The sequence below is a fragment of the Vibrio sp. 03_296 genome (assembly GCF_002265885.1).
Map to the genome: position 1 here is coordinate 138,217 of NZ_NPKW01000064.1, position 21,604 is coordinate 159,820.

16 protein-coding genes are annotated in these 21,604 nt (G+C 45.0%); all 16 read right to left on the reverse strand.

The genetic code is table 11. The features are described 5' to 3' along the window. Position 1: 1 nt before the first annotated feature. Complete coding sequence (gene tssI, locus CIK04_RS08225; protein WP_038941134.1) at positions 2-1,837, reverse strand: type VI secretion system tip protein VgrG; 1,836 nt, start codon at positions 1,835-1,837, stop codon at positions 2-4. 54 nt (positions 1,838-1,891) lie between these two features. After that, the gene (locus tag CIK04_RS08230) at positions 1,892-2,371 is read right to left on the reverse strand and encodes a type VI secretion system tube protein Hcp (RefSeq protein WP_011081383.1); all 480 of its coding nucleotides are present in this window, start codon (positions 2,369-2,371) and stop codon (positions 1,892-1,894) included. Between the two features lie 215 nt (positions 2,372-2,586). Beyond that, complete coding sequence (gene tssH / locus CIK04_RS08235) at positions 2,587-5,151, reverse strand: type VI secretion system ATPase TssH (protein ID WP_097352340.1); 2,565 nt, start codon at positions 5,149-5,151, stop codon at positions 2,587-2,589. 13 nt (positions 5,152-5,164) lie between these two features. Next, entirely contained in the window at positions 5,165-6,166 is a 1,002-nt protein-coding gene (gene tssG, locus CIK04_RS08240) for a type VI secretion system baseplate subunit TssG (protein ID WP_325205703.1), read from the reverse strand. After that, the gene (tssF, locus tag CIK04_RS08245; RefSeq protein WP_097352338.1) at positions 6,130-7,956 is read right to left on the reverse strand and encodes a type VI secretion system baseplate subunit TssF; all 1,827 of its coding nucleotides are present in this window, start codon (positions 7,954-7,956) and stop codon (positions 6,130-6,132) included. The genes tssG and tssF overlap by 37 nt, the downstream gene beginning before the upstream one ends. Next, on the reverse strand, positions 7,953-8,426 hold the full coding sequence (gene tssE, locus CIK04_RS08250) for a type VI secretion system baseplate subunit TssE (protein ID WP_038963288.1): 474 nt from the start codon (positions 8,424-8,426) through the stop codon (positions 7,953-7,955). Before tssE ends, tssF begins: the two co-directional genes overlap by 4 nt. Continuing rightward, entirely contained in the window at positions 8,423-9,226 is an 804-nt protein-coding gene (locus CIK04_RS08255; protein ID WP_097352337.1) for a type VI secretion system accessory protein TagJ, read from the reverse strand. Before CIK04_RS08255 ends, tssE begins: the two co-directional genes overlap by 4 nt. 10 nt (positions 9,227-9,236) lie before the next feature. After that, a complete protein-coding gene (gene tssC, locus CIK04_RS08260) occupies positions 9,237-10,844 on the reverse strand; it encodes a type VI secretion system contractile sheath large subunit (RefSeq protein ID WP_097352391.1) in 1,608 nt (535 codons plus the stop codon). After that, positions 10,775-12,268: a type VI secretion system contractile sheath large subunit gene (gene tssC / locus CIK04_RS08265; RefSeq protein WP_038941142.1), complete on the reverse strand. Its 1,494-nt coding sequence runs from the start codon at positions 12,266-12,268 to the stop codon at positions 10,775-10,777. Before tssC (CIK04_RS08265) ends, tssC (CIK04_RS08260) begins: the two co-directional genes overlap by 70 nt. 11 nt (positions 12,269-12,279) lie before the next feature. After that, positions 12,280-12,792: a type VI secretion system contractile sheath small subunit gene (tssB, locus tag CIK04_RS08270; protein ID WP_011081391.1), complete on the reverse strand. Its 513-nt coding sequence runs from the start codon at positions 12,790-12,792 to the stop codon at positions 12,280-12,282. Between the two features lie 16 nt (positions 12,793-12,808). After that, positions 12,809-13,942: a type VI secretion system protein TssA gene (gene tssA / locus CIK04_RS08275; RefSeq protein ID WP_097352336.1), complete on the reverse strand. Its 1,134-nt coding sequence runs from the start codon at positions 13,940-13,942 to the stop codon at positions 12,809-12,811. Next, positions 13,942-14,736, reverse strand: a complete 795-nt coding sequence (locus tag CIK04_RS08280; RefSeq protein ID WP_026130879.1) for a PP2C family serine/threonine-protein phosphatase — start codon at positions 14,734-14,736, stop codon at positions 13,942-13,944. Before CIK04_RS08280 ends, tssA begins: the two co-directional genes overlap by 1 nt. Positions 14,737-14,746: 10 nt before the next feature. Beyond that, on the reverse strand, positions 14,747-15,442 hold the full coding sequence (gene tagF, locus CIK04_RS08285) for a type VI secretion system-associated protein TagF (protein ID WP_039537668.1): 696 nt from the start codon (positions 15,440-15,442) through the stop codon (positions 14,747-14,749). Continuing rightward, entirely contained in the window at positions 15,424-18,948 is a 3,525-nt protein-coding gene (tssM, locus tag CIK04_RS08290; RefSeq protein WP_097352335.1) for a type VI secretion system membrane subunit TssM, read from the reverse strand. Before tssM ends, tagF begins: the two co-directional genes overlap by 19 nt. Next, positions 18,926-20,254 carry a type VI secretion system protein TssL, long form gene (tssL, locus tag CIK04_RS08295; protein ID WP_097352334.1) on the reverse strand — a complete coding sequence of 443 codons (1,329 nt, stop codon included), beginning with the start codon at positions 20,252-20,254 and terminating at the stop codon, positions 18,926-18,928. Before tssL ends, tssM begins: the two co-directional genes overlap by 23 nt. An 8-nt stretch (positions 20,255-20,262) precedes the next feature. Further along, the gene (gene tssK, locus CIK04_RS08300) at positions 20,263-21,585 is read right to left on the reverse strand and encodes a type VI secretion system baseplate subunit TssK (protein ID WP_039546677.1); all 1,323 of its coding nucleotides are present in this window, start codon (positions 21,583-21,585) and stop codon (positions 20,263-20,265) included. Between the last annotated feature and the right edge of the window lie 19 nt (positions 21,586-21,604).

The window sequence follows — 21,604 nt, forward strand, 5'->3', positions numbered from 1 at the left end:
CCTAGTTCAGTGAAATCTGGCCAGCTTTTAAGGCAATCGAGGCACCATTAATGGCTATTTTGTTGCCTTTAATATTGATCTCCCCCGAACTCGACATCTGAATCGAAGCGCCGCCCACTTTAATTTCGATGCTTTTGCCTGCGGTGAGAGAGAGGACTTCGCCAATGTCGAGTGAATAGTTTTTCCCAATCTTCCCAGAGACGTTTTGTCCAACCTCCTCCGTTAGGTTGTTGGTAATTTTCTGGGTCTTATTGTTTTCAACTAGGACATCAGCGGAATCTTCGATGACCATTTGAAAGTTCTTTTCCGCATGAAGATAGACATGCTCCTCACCCGGTTTGTCTTCAAAGCGTAATTCGTTGAAGTTGCTCGCTCCTTTTTCTACAGACTGGCTACGGTAACCACTTTGGGTCTTCTTCTCTGGTAACGAAAAAGGTGGCGCTTGCGTCCCATTGTAAAGCGACCCTGTCACCACTGGCTGATCCGGATCCCCATTGATAAATTCAACGATGACCTCTTGCCCCACTCTTGGTAGGAACGAGCTTCCCCAGCCATTCCCTGCAATTTGTTGTGCGACACGTATCCAGCACGAACTCGTCGTATCAAACTTACCTTCACGATCCCAGTGAAATTGAACTTTTATCCGCCCATATTTATCGACGTAGATTTCACCTTGCTTATTACCTGTCACAACCGCAGTTTGGATTCCGCGAATAACGGGCCTCACAAAGTTAACCGCCGGACGATGCACTTTCCCTGACTCAATGCAGGTAAAGTAAGTCCTAACACCTTGATTTGAAGGGCCACCATGACCTACTTGGTTGAAAACAGCAGCGTTGATCACAATCGATGAGAGCACAAACTCTTTGCCGATTCGGCTAGGGTCTTCATGCTTGCCAAATTTGAAACTTCTGCCGACCGCAAAGGAACGACAACTCGACTCTCCAGAACAAACGTATGCGTTTTGCTGTAATGATTCGATCGTGTGAGTATTTCTCGTTTTGTACTGATCACCTGACTCCGCTTCACCCAGATATTCATAATGCTCGCTGCTCGGAACGGTAAATAAGGACTCGCTCCCTTTTGCTGTATTGTTGGGGTGTGAAGCTGGCTTTTTCATGTCATAACCACTTTTGTGACTACGCATGATCACCATCGATTGAGCTTCATGCCACGAAGAGATATGGCCCAACTCTGCGGTACCTGAATTGAAATCAATTAAAAACTCAGCACCTGGCTTGTAATAGCTGGCATCATCAAATATCTCGATCACATGTGAAGATTTAGTATGGCTGAAACAGAACGACAGCCCTTCCTCAGATAAGAGTCTTTTAACAAACTGTAGATCCGATTCTTCGTACTGAACTTTGTAGTTATACTTGGCATAGCTTTTGGTCAGAGAAAAAGAAAAGTCGACGCCATGCTCACCAAGAATTAATGAAATAATTTCTTTTATATCTTTATTTTGAAAAATTCTGCTGTTGATTTTGTAGTTCGCAAAATTCAATTTTGGCACAACAACAAGCTCAATATTTTTGTAGTTTTCACCATCTTCAAATTTGGTCACTCGACTTCCTGCTAGTGTCGCCTTTGCAACAAACCCATGGAAGTATCTCGGTTCCAACAGCACTTGGCTGTTATTATCCATTTTGATAATAACTGGCTGACCCACGATTTGATTCAGTTCGCCTTTTTGACCATTAAAATAAGCATAAACTCGCAATGAAAATAGCTCTGACATTTCTTCTCTATATTCAAAAGAATTGAGAATAATCGCATCTTTCCCATAAGGCGTGGAAATATTTATAAATTTATTATCTTGAGTTGCTTTTTTCATTACAAACTTCTTTATAAACAAATAAGGAGGGCACTTTCGAACCCTCCAAATGATTTACATTTGTTGACCTTTAACACCGCTGTAACCGTATACCAACGGAGCAGATGTGTTGTTTTTGTCATCAGTAGGCGTCACAGTCATCATCATCTCTGTGTAAGAGATCGTGATTGTTTCAATTGGACGGTCATCTTGAATTGACACTGCATAGTTAGAAATCATGGCGTCAGTTAGTTGAATTTTCATGATTTCTTCGATTTTCTCACCCTGCTTAGTGATATGGAATACAGCGGGTTTGCCCTTACCAATCGTGGCTTCTTTGAACAGATCTGGGGATGCTTTGTCTTGAAGTTTGGTAATGGTCATATCGTAAAGACGAGTAGAGCTTGCTTCACGATCCATTGCGGTACCAGTATAAGAAGAAATTTCACGACCTACACTCCAATCAACTGAAAGAAGAGTAATCATATCCTTGTACTGTTCTGCGGTAGCTTCACCTTTAATATCAGCATATTTCAGGTAGGTATTTGACTGCATGCTAGTCTCCTATAGCATTTGATTAATAAAACTCAAAAAAGAGTCAGATTTTCTTACTAGAATAAGAACTTTAGAATTAATAATAAATGTATTAAATAGGTAAAATTAAATACACACTTTTATAACTGAGATGCTCGCTATTTAGTAGTGAATAACGAACATCTGTTAAACATGTTAGATGAAATTCTCAATTAACTAAAAATCATAAAAAAGTATTAGACGATTGAGATAGACAAGTCATTAACTTCGCCTTCTATCTCAATTCTATTAATTCTTATGTCATTAAGAATGGCATTTAATACGGTTTCAGATATTTTAGGCAACACCTTATTTTCAATCACATTTTGAAGAGCACGCGCGCCACTGCCCGTTTCATTGCAGCTGTCAACAATACTATTAATTAAGCGATCGTTGATCACTGCTTCTGCTTTATAGTTTGTCTTTATCCTCTTCTGAATTTTGGAGAGTTTCAACGCGGTGATTTTCTCCAAAACATCACGATGCAAAGGGATATAAGGAATGACATTCACTCGACCTAAAAAAGCGGGCTTGAAATCCTGTAACAAATCGTCTCGTAGCGCTTCTTTGAGTGCCTCCGGATCCGGAGCAAGCTCTGGATCTTGGAATAACTCCATTGTTGTTTCCGTTCCAGAGTTTGAAGTCATGATAATGATGGTGTTTTTGAAATCGATGTCTCGCCCTTCACCGTCTTTAATCATCCCCTTATCAAACACCTGATAGAAAATATCCTGTACACCCGGATGGGCTTTCTCCATTTCATCAAGCAATATGACGCTGTAAGGTTTTCTTCTTACGGCTTCCGTTAGCACCCCCCCTTCGCCATACCCAACGTAGCCCGGAGGAGAGCCCAGCAGTAATGAGACTTTATGCTCTTCTTTAAATTCAGACATGTTAATGACGGTGATGTTCTCTTCACTACCATAAACTTGCTCAGCAATGGCCAATGCAGATTCCGTTTTACCGACACCACTTGGGCCTACCAAGAAAAAAATACCGTTAGGTTTTGATTCTTCATTGAGCTGCGCTCTCGCGGTTTTGATCACTTCCGCCATTTTACTCAACGCGTGATCTTGGCCGACCACTCGCTCTTGCAGATGTTGCTGTAAGTCTAGAATCGCTTTTATTTCATCGCTTTTTAGTTTGCCTAACGGTATGCCTGTCCAGCCTGCAATAATTTCAGCAATTAGGGCTTCGTTAACATGCGAAAACACCAAAGGCATCGGGTTAGACGATAACTGCTGTTCAATGGATTGCAGCTGATTGGCTTTCTCTGCCGACGGTTCTGCCAAAATGGAATCACGGAGCGCTTTGGCCTGTTTGACTGCGCCTTCTTCATCTCGCCACGTTGTCTCTAGTTGGTGGATTTCACTTCGAAGGTGCGACAACTTACTTTCTAGTTCATCAAGGGTTGTTTGATGAGAATGACCAAATGCAAGTTCATTGGTGAGCTGAAGTTGTTGAGCTTCTATCATTAGACGTTTTTTGTATTTCTGATCAAGCAGCCCTGGTATCGAGTTTTGACTCAAAGCAACACGAGAGCACGCGGTATCTAAAACCGATACCGCCTTGTCTGGCAACTGACGACCGCTAATGTAGCGAGAAGAAAGAAAGACAGCGGCCTTTAGTGCTTCGGTAGTAATGTGGACACCATGATGTTTTTCCATGACAGGAACGAGGCCACGCAGCATCTCTATCGCCAACTCAGGTGAAGGTTCCTCTATTTTAACCACTTGAAAACGACGGGCCAGAGCCGCGTCTTTCTCAACATATTTTTTGTATTCAGCCCATGTGGTTGCGGCGATCGTGCGTAGCTCCCCTCTGGCTAGGGCGGGCTTAAGTATGTTCGCAGCATCACCTTGACCAGCCTGCGCCCCTCCACCAATCAATCCATGCGCTTCATCGATAAACAGTACGATAGGTACCGCAGACTCTTTGACTTCTTTGACCACGTTCTTCAATCGATTTTCAAACTCGCCCTTCATACCAGCACCGGCCTGGAGTAGCGCCAAATCAAGCGATTTAATTCTCACTGCTTTAAGCGCGGGAGGCACATCCCCTTGAGCGATTTTTAGCGCAAGTCCTTCGACAACGGCGGTTTTACCTACCCCCGCCTCACCCGTCAGGATAGGGTTATTTTGACGGCGTCGCAGAAGAATATCCGTCATCAGCCGAATTTCATCATCGCGACCAATCACCGGATCAATTTGCCCCAACTCTGCTTGCTCTGTCAGATCTATCGTAAATTGGTCCAACGCTTGTGTCGAAGCCTTGTGGTTGGGTAGATCATTAGCCATTTCAACATGAGTCTGTGCGTATTCGATTAGCGCACTAGGTTGAATTTTGCTTAGCTCTTTGCTCACAGTCGAAGATAGAGCAAACAACGTGTCGTCAGAGAGGAAGGCATGAAGCAGGTGAACGGCAGCAATTTTTTCTGCTTCAAACGCGATCGTCGCTGTCATCCACGCATTCTGTAATATGGTGACCGTATGAGATGACAACCCTGGCACTGTTTGGCAGCCCGTTTTGTACTTCTCTAATTGTAAAGAGAGATCCGTCTGCAATTGGTGCAGATCAACCTTAAACGAACGATACAGTTCGATTTCATCAGGCCCAGCGCTTTGCACTAGCGTCAGCAGCCAATGAGTCATTTCGATGCTGTGGTGGGTTCTTGAGCTCGCCAAAGCGGCGGCTTGCTCTAATGCTCTTTTCGCTTCAGGGGTTAACTTGTCAACTAACGCGGATAGTGAAAGAGATGCCATTCTTAAATCCTTTTTAAATTGTTATCGTTATTTGTTTATTTGCATTCGACAGGCTCGGCATTAAGATACTGCCTTTACCTAATCGACCTCTCCCTTTTGCTAAATTAGCGCTAGGAAGTTGTGCTATACGAGCGGTTAAAGTCCAACGAATACGCTTACTCGTCCCTAACATGCGGCACATCAAACGCTTGGTCTCACTCAATCGTTCGGTGTGGAGCAGCGCCGCCAATGAATCAGGGTCTTTTGCAATCAACTCAACATCAAAGCCGGAACTCATATTCCAGCTTTGCTTACCAAGCATTGCTCCCAACCCCAGTTGTGCGTGCTGCCCTTCCGGCCTATTACGGCTGCAAAGGCGAGTTTGCTCTGCTTCACTAATGTCAAACCAGCGACCTTTGAACTCATGCAAACGCACATCACATCCGGTATAAAACTCAATGACGCTTTTGATGTATGCACGGCTTCGACGCTTTGACGTAAACATACCTCCGAAGAAAATCGCTTCATCGTCCTGGTTGCCTGTCAGAGAGGATAGGACGATCTGAATTGGCGACGAGGCCGATTTCTTATCTTGCGTTCGCAGTTGTGCAGGCAATTGATATGACTGCCAACACCGGTAGTAGAGAGAGAGCAATCTGTGGTTAAAAATGTCGAAGAAATCCTTCATAGCCGTGTCATTTTCACGCGCTCTTTGCATAACCAGTTCGCTGTAATGACTCGGCAGTACCCCCTGCTCGCCGGTTAAACCGATGATGTTGGTATGTAAGGTTAATTTTTTGCTCTGGCTATTTGGTACGACATTTATCAGCTTTCTCGCTTCATAGCCTAAACGTTGAGAAACTGTAAGTTGGATTTTTTCATTCTTTGGCAACACATCAGAACCCAGATGACTATCTGCCTGCAGTAGATGAGTCTCTATCAAATGTATCGCGGTAAAGAGAGGTAGCGATTCAATCTCAGCGAGAAAATCTTCACTTTTCATAATAGCTCTCTCTCTCCCGCCATCGATGGCCATTTATGGAATAATTCCCCAGTGGAGGAAAGCTTGATAAGCAGCCGCGTGAACGTGTTCACTTCAGCGAATTGTGAGAAGTAACTCGATAGCACGTTTCCTAACAAAAAGATCTGTTCGCGAGACAAAATCTGATCGGAAATTGTTAAGGCGATTTCGCTGCCGTGGCAAAAACCTACTCGGCCATTTTGTACCACGCGCCCAGTCGTCATCTGTGTCGACAACCCTTTAATTGAATCGATCAATGCTTTGGTTTCTGGCGAACCTCTAAAAGCCAGCAAGTTCAAGATTTGCTTGAGCGTTTCCGCTCCTTGTTGATTACAGAAATGATCCAATGTAATGAGTTTGGCAAACTGCCATCGAGTCGTCTCATCCATTTCCGCGCGAATAGTTTCGGTTGGCGTGGTCAAGCAACGAACGCGACTAAAATTGTCCTGACTCTCGGGCACTGTGACCAGAGGAAGCCCTCCACCAAACGGAATTTTGGCGGGGAGATTACGATTGCAACACCACGTGTCGATCGACATCAACCAACTTTCTTTTGCATCAGGGGCAAATAATTGATGCTTGCGGTCAACCAGTGATACGAACACTTCCCGCCCAGGTTCATCAAAACCACCAGCCCAGTTTCTATCTTCTCTACGCATTAACCAGAACAGATCATATTGCGTTTGATAGTGGGTATGCGTCCCTGCGTAGTAAGGAGGCAAGTTTTCGAAGACCTTATTCCAATTTCTTAACGTGACGTCATCAATGCTGACCACTTCACTCGACTCTGGATCACAGTGCTCTGGATACAGTTGATATTCATATTCAGAGGCTTGCACCCTCATTGGCTTCATTTTCGCTTGATAAAGATTAACAACCGGAACCGCACCTAAAGCGATATTTTCGACAGAGACTTGTTTCTCCAGCCAGTCGTTGCCCTCTGAAAAGTAAAGCCAGATTTCTGCTTTCCCTTGTTCGCTAGCGAGGACGGAAAGATCTAAGTCTGTGAGCTCAAAAAAGAGAAACTTTTCCGGGAAGTGCAAGTACTCGATCAATAGGCGCGTGCCAGAAAAGCTACGCTTACTGTATGGAACCGCTTGTATTTGGTCGTCGAAGCCCAATGAACGTATGTGACGTGGCGTGAGCTCTTTTTTGCAACGACCTCCCTGCACCAAGCTTAGGCCAATGCAGGATTGAAAAATTTGTTGATAAAGCTGCAGAGCCGCTTGTCGTTGACCGCTCAGATAGAATCGCAGGCATGAATCATCCAGAGTGGATAGACTCAACTCAGCATTGTTCGATTGAATTTCGAGTTTGAGCACTGATTTGGCGGCGAGCTCCGTACGACACTCTGTGCCACTAAAAGGGGCATTTTCAAACTGGGCGTCAGTGACATCAAAAGGATGAACTTGTGTGGCACAGCACGTTTTGAAGTCACACACTTGGTATCCCGGTGCCGTGATCGTGACGCGTTCCCCTTTGGCCACCGTAAACGCCGACGACGAAGAGGTCGTTCCTTTCAACTGCACAATCGACATTGACGGAATGGGGGCGTGAAAATCGGGAAATAGCTGCCCTATTAACGCTTCGGTTAGCTGTGGAAACGCGTTATCCAAGCTTTGTCGAATACGAGCAGAAAGAAAAGCACACCCTTCGAGAAGTCTTGATACATGAGGGTCTTCAACGACTTCATCATTCATTCGCAATCGAGCGGCAATCTTAGGGTATTGTTCGCCAAATTCATGGCCTTTATGACGCAAATACGCGAGTTCTCGATTGTAGTATTTCAGAAAATCTTCACTCATTTCGCTCTACTCAGTTTTATCCCTAGACTCACGGGCTCAACTTCCGAATCCATAACCAACTCCTGCTCGTTATTGTCAATCATGCAGGTGGCTTTGATTCTGAGTTTTAAAATTCGATCTATCGGATTTTTGTCTTCTGCAATGACCACCGACACGTAGTTAAGCCTAGGTTCATACTGTTGAATGGTCTCTTTCACTCGTTGGCACAGAACCTGTTGCCCATCCGCGCTGCTAAATGGCATTGACGAGAAATCCGGCAGCCCATATCTCAAGATAGACGTCTGTATTTCACGTAACTCATCTGACAACGTCATCCAGTTGATACGGCTGTTCAGTAGTGATTCAAGATCTCGTCTGAGTGAGTCCATCAACGCATGTCGCGTTAATGGAAAGTCTCTATCAATGCTGCTCAGTGGGTCACTGTCCGTCAGTTTATCCATGAGGGATGGGACTAGACTTGTTTCACTCATTCAGTCTCGGTTTCCACAGCCAAGGCAACTCGTTCTAATTGGCTCAAAGCCAGCGCATTGTCACCAACTAACCACATCTTTTGCCCTTGTCCGATGCAATGCTCCGTACCTAGAACATTTTTCCAGTCCGTTTCTCTACCCAGTTTTTGGTTGCCACTTTCGGAATCTACGTACGTCATTGGGAAATGAGCTTCACCTTCGCCAAGTCCTTGAATATCGAACTCACATGGTCGCCATAGTGTTTCCAACATGTTGGTTGCTGGTTTGAGCTCCAAGTAATGGATATGATCCATCGGAACTAAGAAATAGTTACCTGCGGAAGAAAAGAGCTCAATGAAGCCGCCCAAACGGTCATCGAGATCTCTCACATCCTCATAGCGAACACCATTGATTTCAAATTGGAGCACTCGACGGGATTGCTCTGCACGCTCACACACCGAGATCAGTTCCTGATTGTTGTTCTCTTTTTGCGCCAAAATGAACTGAACAATCGTTTCACCCTGTTTTTCGGTACTCTCTATGAATTGCGCCGATGCGGCGCCGGCAAAAAAGTCCTTTCTTGCTTGAGCGGCTTTGACAAGATGGCGAATTTGGCTTGCGCCGGGCAAATACTCTGGGAACAACTTAATGGACTGCATTAACTGTTCATCCGCGCGCTCAAACTCGCCCATGATGCATAGCAGTTCAATAAACTTGCTGCGAATAGTGGCGTTTTTGGGCGCCAATTTGATTTCTTTAATCAGCGCTTCTTTGGCGAGTTCGAGCTCGCTTCGACTGAGGTGGTCTTGCCAATCTGACATGTTTAATTCCTTATACAATATGCTCCGGAGACAGCTCCGTAATCAACTTGATCGATGAAACCATTTGATCCAGTTGAAAATGGGGCCGTAGGTGGATCACCGAATAATATTTTCCTGGGCTACCTAGCTTTTCAGTGACTTTTATTTTGGCTTCGTTGAGCGGATATTTTGCTCTCAGTTCATCCGAAGCCTCATCAGACGCAGTGGTATATTTATGAAGCCACGTCTGAAAATCTCGTTCTATCGATTGGGCATCTTGATAGCTGCCTATCCGATCTCTTCCCATCACTTTTAAATAGTGAGCAATTCTTGAAACACATAAGGTGTATTGCAACATCGAAGACAAACGTGCATTTACACTGGCTCCCTTGGAAGCAAACTGCTGCGGTTTGTGCAAAGAGATGTTCGAGCTAAAGCTGACAAAAGGCGTTTCAGCGACGGGAGACAGAGGGATAAATCCACAATCTGCCAACTCTTGCTCTCTTTTTTCCGTTATTTTCAAGTTAAGAGGAGCGCGATATCGCCCTCCTTTTCCTGGCAAATCAACCTGACATAAAGAAGGAGGCTGGATAATACCTTGAGAGTAGTCCCCTGTTTTATGTCCACGTATGTGTGTAAACCAACCGTGCTCTTGAAATGCTCTAACAATGACCGCGGCAAAAGAATAGGCGGCATTTCCCCACAACAAATCTTGGTGCGAATCTCGAATTCGTTCGTTGTAAACAAAAGAATCCGATCTCGAGCCGTCACTTTGATATGGTTGACGATACAAAAGGTTGGGTAGCGTTAAACCAATAAACCGAACATCCTCTTCGGCTCGTAGTCGTTTCCAACTCACGTATTCATTTTGCTCAAATTGAGCATAAACGTTCGTCATCGACGCGATGTTTTCAAAGTAATCCGAACCAAAAACACTCGGCTCGACCGACATGATGAAAGGGCTAAACGCCGCTGCTGCCGACTGCGCAATTTTCCGTAATATGTTGATTTCTCTTTCAACCACCATGGCGTTTTGACCGCCACTGAGATAATAGTCGCCAATCAATAAACCAAACGGTTCTCCCCCAGGCATCGAGTATTCGTTTTGATAGACCAATTTAAACAGTGCTGATTGATCGAACTCTATCGCACGCTCGCTGTCTTTCTTCAGCTCTTCCCACGTACAAGACAAAACTTTGACCTTTACGAGATCCCCTGCATTGTGATCTTTCTGCTGCACAAGGTAATTTAACCCTCGCCACGTCGCTTCAAGCTTTTGCATTTGTCGGTGATGCAGAATCTCATCCAGTTGAGCACTCACTTCCCTATCAATAGATTCAATGGCACTGATGATGCTATGAACAAACTCTTGTTTCGTTTTCGCTCCAGAAATCTCAACCCAATAGCTCACCATTTGCGTAAATGTCTTGGCATCAAGAAAATGCGCCATCCAAATACCATTTTCCAAAGCAGACTCTGGTGTCGGTAAATCATGAGAAAGTTGCTCTATTTCGATGAAATTCATATCGATATGAGGGACTGACTTTTGATGCCAGTCCCTAGCCTCTCTTATCCGCCAGACTGAGGAATTTTCGCTACCAAACGCAGAGACGTTGTAAGCTCTTCCATTTGCAGCCAAGGTTTAAGCCACGCGACAGCGTTGTAAGCGCCCGGTGCTCCAGGAACTTCTCTGACCTGCACTCGCGCATCCGCCAACGGGTATTTCGCACGGATCTCTTGACCTCCGCCTTCCGACGCGTTGACGTAACCAAGGATCCATCGATTTAGCCATGACTCAACGTCTTCTGCTTCCATGAAGCTACCAATCTTATCTCGCGCCATGACCTTGAGATAATGTGCAAAACGAGAGGTCGCCATCATGTAAGGCAAGCGCGCAGAAATCGCAGCATTCGCTGTTGCATCTGGCGAATCATATTTGGCTGGTTTTTGGCAGGTTTGCGCACCAAAAAATACAGCATAGTTGGTGTTCTTATAGTGACATAAAGGCAGGAAGCCCAGCTTACCTAACTCTGATTCACGACGGTCGGTAATGCCGATTTCGGTCGGACATTTCATATCCGGATCACCATCGTCACTCATAAAGAAGTGCGTTGGCAGATTGTCGACACGGCCACCCCCCTCTGCGCCACGAATTGCCGTGCAGAACCCATACTTGGCAAATGCATCAGTGAGCTTCGCTCCTAGTACATACGACGAGTTCATCCAGCAGTAGTCGTTGTGCAGTGCATTCACCGCAATTCCAGTGGTTTCGTCTACAGAAAACTCTTCAAAACCAAACTCTTCAACGGGTGATGTCGCTTGTCCATAAGGAAGTCGAGCAAGGACTTTAGGCATCGTCAAGCTGACAAAACGTGAGTCTTGGCTTTCACGGAATGCGCGCCACTGAGTGTATTCGAGCGACTCAAAGACTTTCTCTAAATCTCTAGGCTTCGACAATTCCGTCCATTCGTCAAAACCAAATAACGCAGGTGAGGCGGCAGAAAGGAACGGAGAAAAACCGGCGGCCGCAACATTCGACATAAGACGCAGCGTTTCAATATCTTCTGGATGATTCGTAAATTCATAGTCACCAATGATCGCACCATATGGCTCACCACCAGCACTACCAAATTCTGATTCGTAGACTTTCTTGAAGACCTGGCTTTGATCGAACTCTACTGCTTTACTCAAATCTTTGTGCAGCTCTTTCTTGGTCATACTCACCATACGAATCTTTAACGTGGAGCTCGTTTCCGAATTCATCACCAGATAATTCAAACCACGCCACGTACCTTCCAACTTTTGCAACTCAGGGTGATGCATCACCGCAGACAGCTGCTCAGAAATCTTTTTGTCCAAAGCGGTAATGGCTTCACGAAACGTCACGGTTAGGTTTTTGTTCCACGTTACCGTACCTTTTAAAGCTTCTTCCGTTAATGTTTTGATTAACTCTTCCGCTCTCGAAGCTTCCGTTTGTTTGGTCGCACCAATCGCTTGTTCTAAGAAGGAGTAACTCTGGCCTTCAACGGTAGGGTCTAATTGGGTTTCAAGCTGTGTTGTCATTGTGCTGTCCCTTACTCCGCTTTCTCTTCTTGGCCTAACTTGAGTTCATCAGCCAATTTAGATAGGTTGTCGGTGTTGTTCAAAACCGCTTCAAGCACATTTTCTAGCTCTTCTGAACGGTCAACTTTCGTCATTAGGTCACGCAATTTATTGCGCGTGTCCATCAATTGACGCAGCGGATCAACTTGTCTAACAATCGAGGCAGGTTCGAAATCCTTCATCGATTGGAACTGTAGGTTGACCGCAAATTCCGTTCCGTCATCCACCATCGTGTTTTTCACTTTAAACTCCACTGATGGGCTCATTTTCTTGAGAACATCATCAAAGTTGTCTCGATCAATTTGAATAAAACGACGGTCTTTTAGTGGTTTGAGGGCTTCAGTATTTTGGCCAGCAAAATCCCCCATCACACCCACTACAAACGGAAGTTCTTTCTTCAGTGATGTGCCTTCTGTTTCAACATCATAGGTAATATGAACACGTGGCTTCCGTACTCGCGATAATTTCGAGTGGATACTAGTCATATCGTTCTCCCTTTAATTACTCATTTTTGTCTGCTATGCCAACCAAACGGAAATAGCCTTTCTTGGCGTCTCCATCGGAAATAAGCTCTGCCAGGAGTTCTGGCAAAGACATTCCACACCATCGAATCACTTGTTCAATCGTGTATGAAACGGGTGAATGTGGTTCTGTTTCACGAAAAAAATCAGCCACTCGCTGCAATTGCACTATGGCCTGTTCACGAGAGTGCGTATTGGCGGCCAATAACTGAAAGTTGGCTTCGCCCTGCCCTCGTCCATCGTTCTCGCCTTCGTGACTGGAGGTAGAGTTCGATGGTTCATCTGAATTCGTTTCGTTTGAAACCTTGATCATTTTGTCACTCGCCAAATGCATAATTGCCGAGTGTATTGCATCTAATTTTCGAGAAATGTAGGAACTGGGGGTAACTTCTTCACACGCACTATCCAAAGCTTGCGAAAATCGCTCAAAAGAACTTATCGCTCTATTTAGATCCTCTATCAGTCTTTGGTAGAACTGACTGCTCGATGATTTGACGGCTTGGGTAATGTCAGATAACTCGGGGACACCCTGATCGCGTTTGGCTCGTTTCTTATCCTCATCACAGCGCTCCAAGTCCAAAGCTTGTTGATACTCCCAATACGCATACGGTTGTTCTGACAACCCTTCGGTCAAGGGTATGCACGATAACGGGAAAATAAGCGTCCCCTCATTATCAATGCCATTCAAGCCGATGATGGGCGAAATTCTTGTCTCTAGGCCATCTTCATCCGGCATTGGATACAGAACTGCCCAATAATTTTCTAAGTAGTACGTGGCCAGTTCATAGCCAACCGCCATTCCTTTGAAACCATCAAGGCGAGTTAACGCTTCGATAAGCCATGCCACGTATTCTAGATCTTTGGTTTGTGACGTCAGCGCCTGCGGAACTTCATCAAGAAACACTTGCCAGAGGTTGGCATAGTTAAGAATAGGCTCTTCTTCAATAATGGCATTTCGCTCAATATTTCGTGCCTGCATTCTCTGATCTTTCAGTCGGTAATAGAGTGACTGAGGCGTAATATCACTTCTTGGATCCACACCTGCTGGCTGCTCGTCAGAAATTGGCAGTAAGGCAGGCTCAAACCAAGTGAAGTCTTCATCGTGATGACTCATTACCCCCTCCTTCTTGCATAGACGGGCACCGTTGCATCAGAGGAATGAGACACGCCCTCTTGAACCAATTGCTTTTCTTTGGCCACTTTGATCAATGCACACGTAACATTGTCATTTGCCCCCCGCACTAACGCAGCGTGAAGAAGAGCAAGACCAGACTGATTAACCGAGTCTGCACACATAATCTGATGTATTTCGCTATTACTAAGCTCTTTGGTCAAACCGTCACTGCAAAGTAAAAACTGATCGCCATGAAGTAGCTGCCCCGACTGTTGGTCAATTCTCACTGTCTCTTCAACGCCAACCGCCCTTGTTATCACGTTGGCTAAAGGATGATTTTCTGCGTCTTCTTCCGCGAGCAGTCCCTGCTCAACTAACTCCATCACTTGGCTGTGATCTCGTGTCTTTTGTACCAAATGATTGTCTCTGAGTAGGTAAATGCGACTATCACCAACCCACAAACAATGGAAATAACCTTCCTGTAAGAACAACAGCACAACAGTTGAACCCATGGTTTTGCCATCTAGGTGGACTTGGGCGTACTGGAAAATTTCCCTATTGGCCACGTCGATCATCTGACGCAATTCATCGATACCAAAATCCGGCGTGTCGAGAACAAATCTTTCAATGCGATCGACAAGCATTTGGCTCGCAACATCACCGGCTGAGTGCCCCCCCATGCCATCGGCAACAACCCATACACGCCTTGCGGTCATATCCAACAACGCATCCTCGTTGTAAGGGCGGACTTTACCTGCGTGTGTCTTGGAAAATGTAAAGAAACTCCAACTCATTCGATCACCGTTACCAATTCCATTTCTGCCATTGTCCATCCAACATTGCGGCAAATTTGCCAATTTGTGGTAAACCATCCATGACGAGCATCATCGGCTCGATGGCATCATTACCATCCGTCCACCAGTAGCACGGCTTAGGGAACTGCTGTCGAACAACATGAGAGAGCAAACTCATCACATTGGTTTCTGTATGTTCCTTAATAAAGAGGTTTTCCCCACTCAGTTTCTTTTGGGAAACCGGTAACGTTTCTGCCGAAATAGCGTTAATTAACTCTGTACCGGACTGTAGATTCTGACGCCAAACGTCGAAGGTAAAATGATCGTCCAGCACGGTTAACGCCAGCTCTTGCGATTCGTTGGCCCAATCTCGACAGCTCCAATAGCTCACGGCATCACCAAGAACGGGCCTGGCTAATGTAAAGAAGAAGTACCGTCCAGCGGCATCGACGCTAGGAATCATCGTTCCGATGATCGTGGCGTCATTGGTAACACCACTGTCCAATGCGAAATGCCAAATTGGGGCGTTTAGAAAATGGCTTTGCCATGTTTCCTGTAGCTGTTCTTTGCTAACGGCGATAATCGCCTGCTGCCAATCGTGGAAAAGATCCGCAAAAGGTTTTGGCAAGTCTTGCTTGATAAAATCCCCTTTTGCAGGAATTTTGCCTATAAAGCCCCAGCTTGGTGTTATAGCGTTTGCGGACATCGGAAACTCTCCATATCACTCGACCAAAATGGGTTCATCGTACTTTTAGGAATCAACTCCAGTTGAACTTTGTTGCCTTTCAAATCAATCATGACGATGTTGTCTTTGCGAGATTGCGGCCTTGCTTTCAAAGATTGATCAAGCAACTTAAAAATGCCCCATTCACCTTCATAGGTATAAGCAATTTCACGAATCGAATCGGGTGGTGTGAAAACCACTCTTGTTGCTGAACGCTTCGCTGGCCAAGACAGATTTTTTACTCTTGCTGGCCCATGTCGGTATGCAAGATTCTGCCCCCCAACTTCCAGTACAAAGCTGGTTATATGTTGGTCTAGGTATATCGGTTTCATTGCAAAATCGACTTTTAGTGTATTGTCGAGTTCAAAAAATGACTGTCGGATGCGATCTGCTCGTTGGAATACGGCGAGTGTTTCTTGACTAACACCGATTTCCTTCTCGAAGCGCCACACGCTTCTCGACGTATCGACAAACGGTTCCAAGTACTCGACAAAGAACGCATCAAGTGTTCCGCCGTAGCCAAAGAATCGACTGAAGTCCTTTAACGTCACTTCTGTTTTCGCTCTTGGCTCAAACGGATACCTGCCTTTGATGCTGCGCTCATAAGGTTTAAGAACCTTGTTAACCCATAGCGTGTTAAGGTGAGATCGCGATCCTTTTTCCGCCAACTTGACCGATTCCTCGGAAAGTTCGCCTAGCCAGTTGTTGAACGGAGCGGGTAAAAGCTGTTTAGCATGTTCAATTGACGCGGCAACTTCTCCTGTCACAGTGCCATTTAAGATACTCTTGTAGGCGACTTTCTGATTGTTTCCTGAGCTAGAGAGATCGGCCAAATAACTTTTTAAACCGCTCAATGCGAGGTGAATATCGTCGAAGTCTTGGTCTGTCATCCTGACAAGATCGTCAAACTCGGCTTCCACTTCTTTCCCGGGAAGCGCAATATCAAACGAACTCCCCTCTTCCGGACGATACAAATCAAGTTTGTCCGCCGTATTTGAAAATTTTACTTTGGCGACTTTACCAGCGACTTCAGCGGCCGCTTTTTCGTTGTTGCTTAGCGAAACTTTCGTTAATGCCACCTCTTTTTGTACCGCTTTAAGCAGCGATTCAATTGGTCGCTCAGAGCCCGCTAATGCCATACTCTGTTCTAAACTCAATTTCAAACTTGGTGCCGCTTTGAGTTGGATGTCATTGAGCAGCGTCTTCCATTCATAGACATAGTCACGATAGTAGCGCTCTCTCACGCCTTGCAAAGCGAGATCATGGTCGATGTTCTGCGCGTCAATCTCATCCCCATACACCCAGTTTTCTTCCATCAAGGCTTTTACCATACGACCCAGTTGTAATTGGAAGATGCTATGGAAACCGTTGTACGTGTAGAAACCGGAAATCCCCATGGACAATGGCTTACCACTTTTTCGCTCAAATTGCTCAACTCCTCTTGCCCCTAGAACGTCCGTTAAACGGAATGAAGGCACATGACTTTTAAGGAACTGGAGTTTCATTCTCTGGTAGGCCCTTTCCGACAACGACATTTCTGTTAGAACCAATCTGGCTGCGGTTACTGAATCGTTGTTGATATATAAGCCTCTGTCTGCCTGCGACAAAAAGTTTTCGGTATGAGCGTAGAGTTGCTCTCTTAACTCTTGATTCAGTTCGCCGGGATACTGCCTTTCAAAGAAATAATTGAACCAACCAAGAACATGTTCACGCTCAAATTTGTCATCGTTGAAGAGCATCAAATATGTTTTGAGTGTTTCGTACAGATATTCTCGGTGTTGTTCATTGTTCTTCATTTCACTGAGAAGTACCGATTCAACATAGGATGAATAGTAATTTGTCAGTGCTTGGTGATAAGCACTCTTAGCTGATTGGCCGATTTTCTCACCTTGAAACAAACCAAATGATGTCACACGATCTCTCTCTTCGTCTTGCTGTCCATAACCCATAGGAAAACGCATGATGTGATTGAGAATGTTTATCGAGGGGATCAAGTCATTTTCGAAGTCCAGGCCAGACTTAACGAGCAAGTCATTCACCACAGCCACTTGACGATCCGTTTCATCAATGAGTTGATTGTTCCACTGATAACTCATCATCCACAGAGTGATCGCAGCTCCAGACAGCGCTAGGCACGAGCAGTAGACGCCTTTTCGGATCCAACCACTTTGCTTTTGATGATGACGATTGACCGTCCCTAAAAACTGCTCTTTAAAGATGACGTTTTCAAACAAGTTTTTTACAAAATAGCTGCTTGATTCTTTGGAACTTAACCGCAGTAGAGGTTTGCCCAACCCAAGCCCTTGGGATGTTTCAGACATGATACGATCAACCGGCATGCCTTCTTGCAATGAACTCACAATAAAGACGCCGCGAATCATTGAAGATTCTTCAAACTTGTTTTGGGCAAAAATGTCGTTAAGAAACTCGTCTAGATTCGCTTGAAGACAACGCAATTGTTTTGGAAATTCAAAAATTAAAGATCGCTTGTCAAGGTCATGCTCCGTTTCAAGCCTTTGCATCATGCGACGATCAAGCCTCTCCAGTAAGTCATGAAACTCTTTGTTAAATAGATAGATGACGCCTCGTTCGTCTTCTGTTGAGGGCGGAAACATAAAGCCTAATAACTGCTCACGCTCTTCCTTGGTCAGCTCCGTAAAAAACTCACTAAAACCCGCAATGAGATCAGCCTTAGTCAACACAACGTAGATTGGGAATTGCATACCCAATTGATTTTTCAGCTCTTGTAGCCGATTTTTTATCGCTCTTGCATGCATGCCTCGTTCGGTGCGAGTTTGTGTGAGCATACTGGCGATGCTGACTGTAACAATCGCACCATTAATGGGACGCTGTTTACGGTATTGCTTTAATAAGCCTAAGAATCCATACCATGCTTTTGAATCGACATGTGCTTGGCTATCTTGAGTGGTGTACCGGCCAGCCGTATCAATCAACACCGCTTTATTGGTAAACCACCAATCACAATTTCTCGTACCGCCAATACCAGAAACCGAGTCAACGCCCATTGAGTCTGACAGAGGAAACTCGAGACCCGATTCTTTTAATGCCGTCGTTTTACCTGTTCCAGGAGGTCCAATAAGTACGTACCAAGGCAACTGGTAGAGATGGCTCTTACGCTTTCCACCTTTCGTCACGACTTGAATCGCCTTCTCGATTCTTTCGCGCATGACGTCTATTTCTGCCGCCGCTTCTTTATCGGTCAGGGCATCCACCTCTAATAGGCTTTGGATGCTTTCGTCTTGTTCCTTTCGCTCCTTCTGTTGACGGACAACGTTCGTCACGCCCCAGATAAAGACTAAAACGACAATAACCAACAAACGGTTAAAGTCTGATTTCAGTGGCTCTATGCCTGCTATCGCGATCAATGGTCCGACAAACCAAATAAAAATTGAAATTGCCCCAAGCCCAATCAAGCGAATCAGCCATTTTTGCCCCAATAAACGTTTAATCTTTGCCATTGTTTGCATCCATTTTCGATTGGGTTTGTACTAGGAGATCGATTTCGACTCTACGGTTGATGCTTTTTCCTTCTGCGGTTTCATTTGATACCAAAGGTCTCGCATCTCCCATACCTTCTGGAATGACACGCCCACTCAATTTGCCTGCTGATGCTAAGCGATCGGTAAGCGCTGTCGCTCTGGCGAGAGATAAATGCCAATTAGAAGGGAATTTACTGGTAAAAATGGGGTTATTATCGGTATGCCCGACAACCAATATTTTTCCATTGGTCGCCTCGAGTGCTCTGGCCACTTTTGAAACCACAGGGAATATATGCGCGACGAGCTCCGCACTGCCCGATTCAAACAGATCATTGGACTGAAAAGTAATACGCACTCTATCAGGTAATGCATCGACTTTTAGCAAACCCATTTCTATTTCCGTTGCCAACGAACGTTGGATTTGATTTGCTACGGCAAGAGACGAAATATAATCCGCACTTTGGTTCTCTATCTCTTTGCTCGGCACTAAATTCAGTAACTGACTAAAGGTCTGATCGGATTTTTCGTTTAGGCTATAACTCAAGTACATGTACACGCTGACTAACACAGCTGCGGTAATTGATAATACTACCCACAATGGTGCTTTTTCTGCGATCTGCTCACCAACCAATACTTTAGCTAACGCATCATCGTTGAGTGAAGGACTGTAGTCCCGACCGTGCGATTTAAGAACATCCATTACGCGGTTTTTTAAGGAACGATGTTGCTCGATTCCATTTTCTCGAATTCGAAATTGCCCCAAAAAACCTAAGCTCATGCAGATATACATGACTTCTAGCAGATCTAAGTGCTTATTGGGTTCGGCGAGGCTTTCATCGAGATGTATGAAGAACTGCTCACCGCCTTGAGTATTGGAATAGAATGTCGACAATAACGAGTTGTGTCCCCAAACGGATTGACTTCCCCATTCTGTATTCAGGACTGCTTCATCGATAGCACAACATAAACAGTAGCGTGCGATATCGATCTGCTTACTATTTGCGCCTTGTAACCTCAACCGGTTTTCATAGTCACGCATTTTTTGCACAAATGCTTCACGTAACTGTTTGACATCACTGTGCGTGGCCGTCGCTCTGATTTGACCCAGCAAGGAAACAATGACATTCGCTTCTGCCAGCAGTACGTTATTGCCAAACGCGACGATACTCGTTTCACGTGTTTCTTTACTATTTTGCGTAAAGAGAACCGTATTATCGCTTTCAAGCGATGCAACAGGTGTCGACTGCGGTGCTTTTTTACGCCCAGGGGTTGGTTTTACAATCGTTTCGTCCATAGCTTCACTTATTGGTTAATACTCCAAAGCTCCATTTCTAACCCTGGGTAATTACCAGAGACATGAAATGCCATTCCCCCGCTTTCATTTAAACGGGCCCAATAAGCACCTTGTTTAACCAGCTCAAAATAGACGTAGCCTGCTGCGTAAGGCATCTGTCTTGGCACCACATTCAGTGGCGAAACGGCAATACCATTGATCTGATTATTGATAAGGTCGCGAATATTCTCTGCGGGTCCAACTTTGATTTGTCCTGGTAACTTTTTTCTAATTTCATCGGCTGAGACATCGGCTTTAACGGCCAATACAAATTGACAAAGTGAAAGCAAACTTTTATCTGGTAATGGTGTAACGCGAATCCCAAACTGGCGAATATCCAAGGGCATCTTGGTCGCAGTTTGCTCCAACACTACACTCAGATATTGGCTTAGGATTTGATTCATCTCTGAAAAGACAGGCCCCAAATTACTGTGTTGGTATTCGGGAAGCTTAGGGACTCGCTTATTTTTACTCGAAAAAGTGGACAGCTCGCCAATTAAGCTCAATAAGGCCGTCGCTAACTCATATGGATGAAGCTCACTCCCTTTCGATAAATGTCTTAAGTTAGCCTCATAGCGATTCAGCATTTGTAGCATAATGAAATCTACTGCAGAGGAGGAGGCTGACTTGCCTTGTCCGAGACGGCCTGCAATGGCATCTGCCCTAATTTTGATCATGGCTAAAACGTTATTCAGATAACGGGTAAGCAGCGAACTATGGTGTACATTAAGGAAAGGTGGTACGAACTCTTCATCAAGAATGACTTGACCTTCGCTACCAACATGACGAATTTTCACCAGTGGCAAAGAGACATAGCCGGGCAAATTGTCATTGGTTGCCTTTAACTCGCACTTAAGCGCAGCGAGTTGAAGTACTTCTTCATCACCAGACACGCTGTCGGTTAAGGTGTGATCAACCACCTTATAGCGCGTTACCGTTGAAGTCTCGGAATGGGAAACGTTTTGACCTTGGGATTTTTCTGCAGGTATCACAAGCTGAACCAAAGTATTTTCAATCCCTGGCTCAATTTTGAGTGGCTCAGGAAGCTGCTCTTTAGTCGGTATGTTGACGAATGTCATATCGGAGAAAATTCCAACACACTCCGTTAGCAATACAACCCCTTCTTTCAACTGTTCTTTGTCGAGAGAAAACGATTCAATTCCTCGGGAATAACAACCCACTAAACGCGTTAGACCTTTGTATTCATGAGACAACGCTCGCTCTTGTTGCTGAAAGTGTTGAGGACGCAGAAACATCCCTTCACTCCAAACAATCGGTGAATAAACACTCATTTAATATCCTGCCAACGTT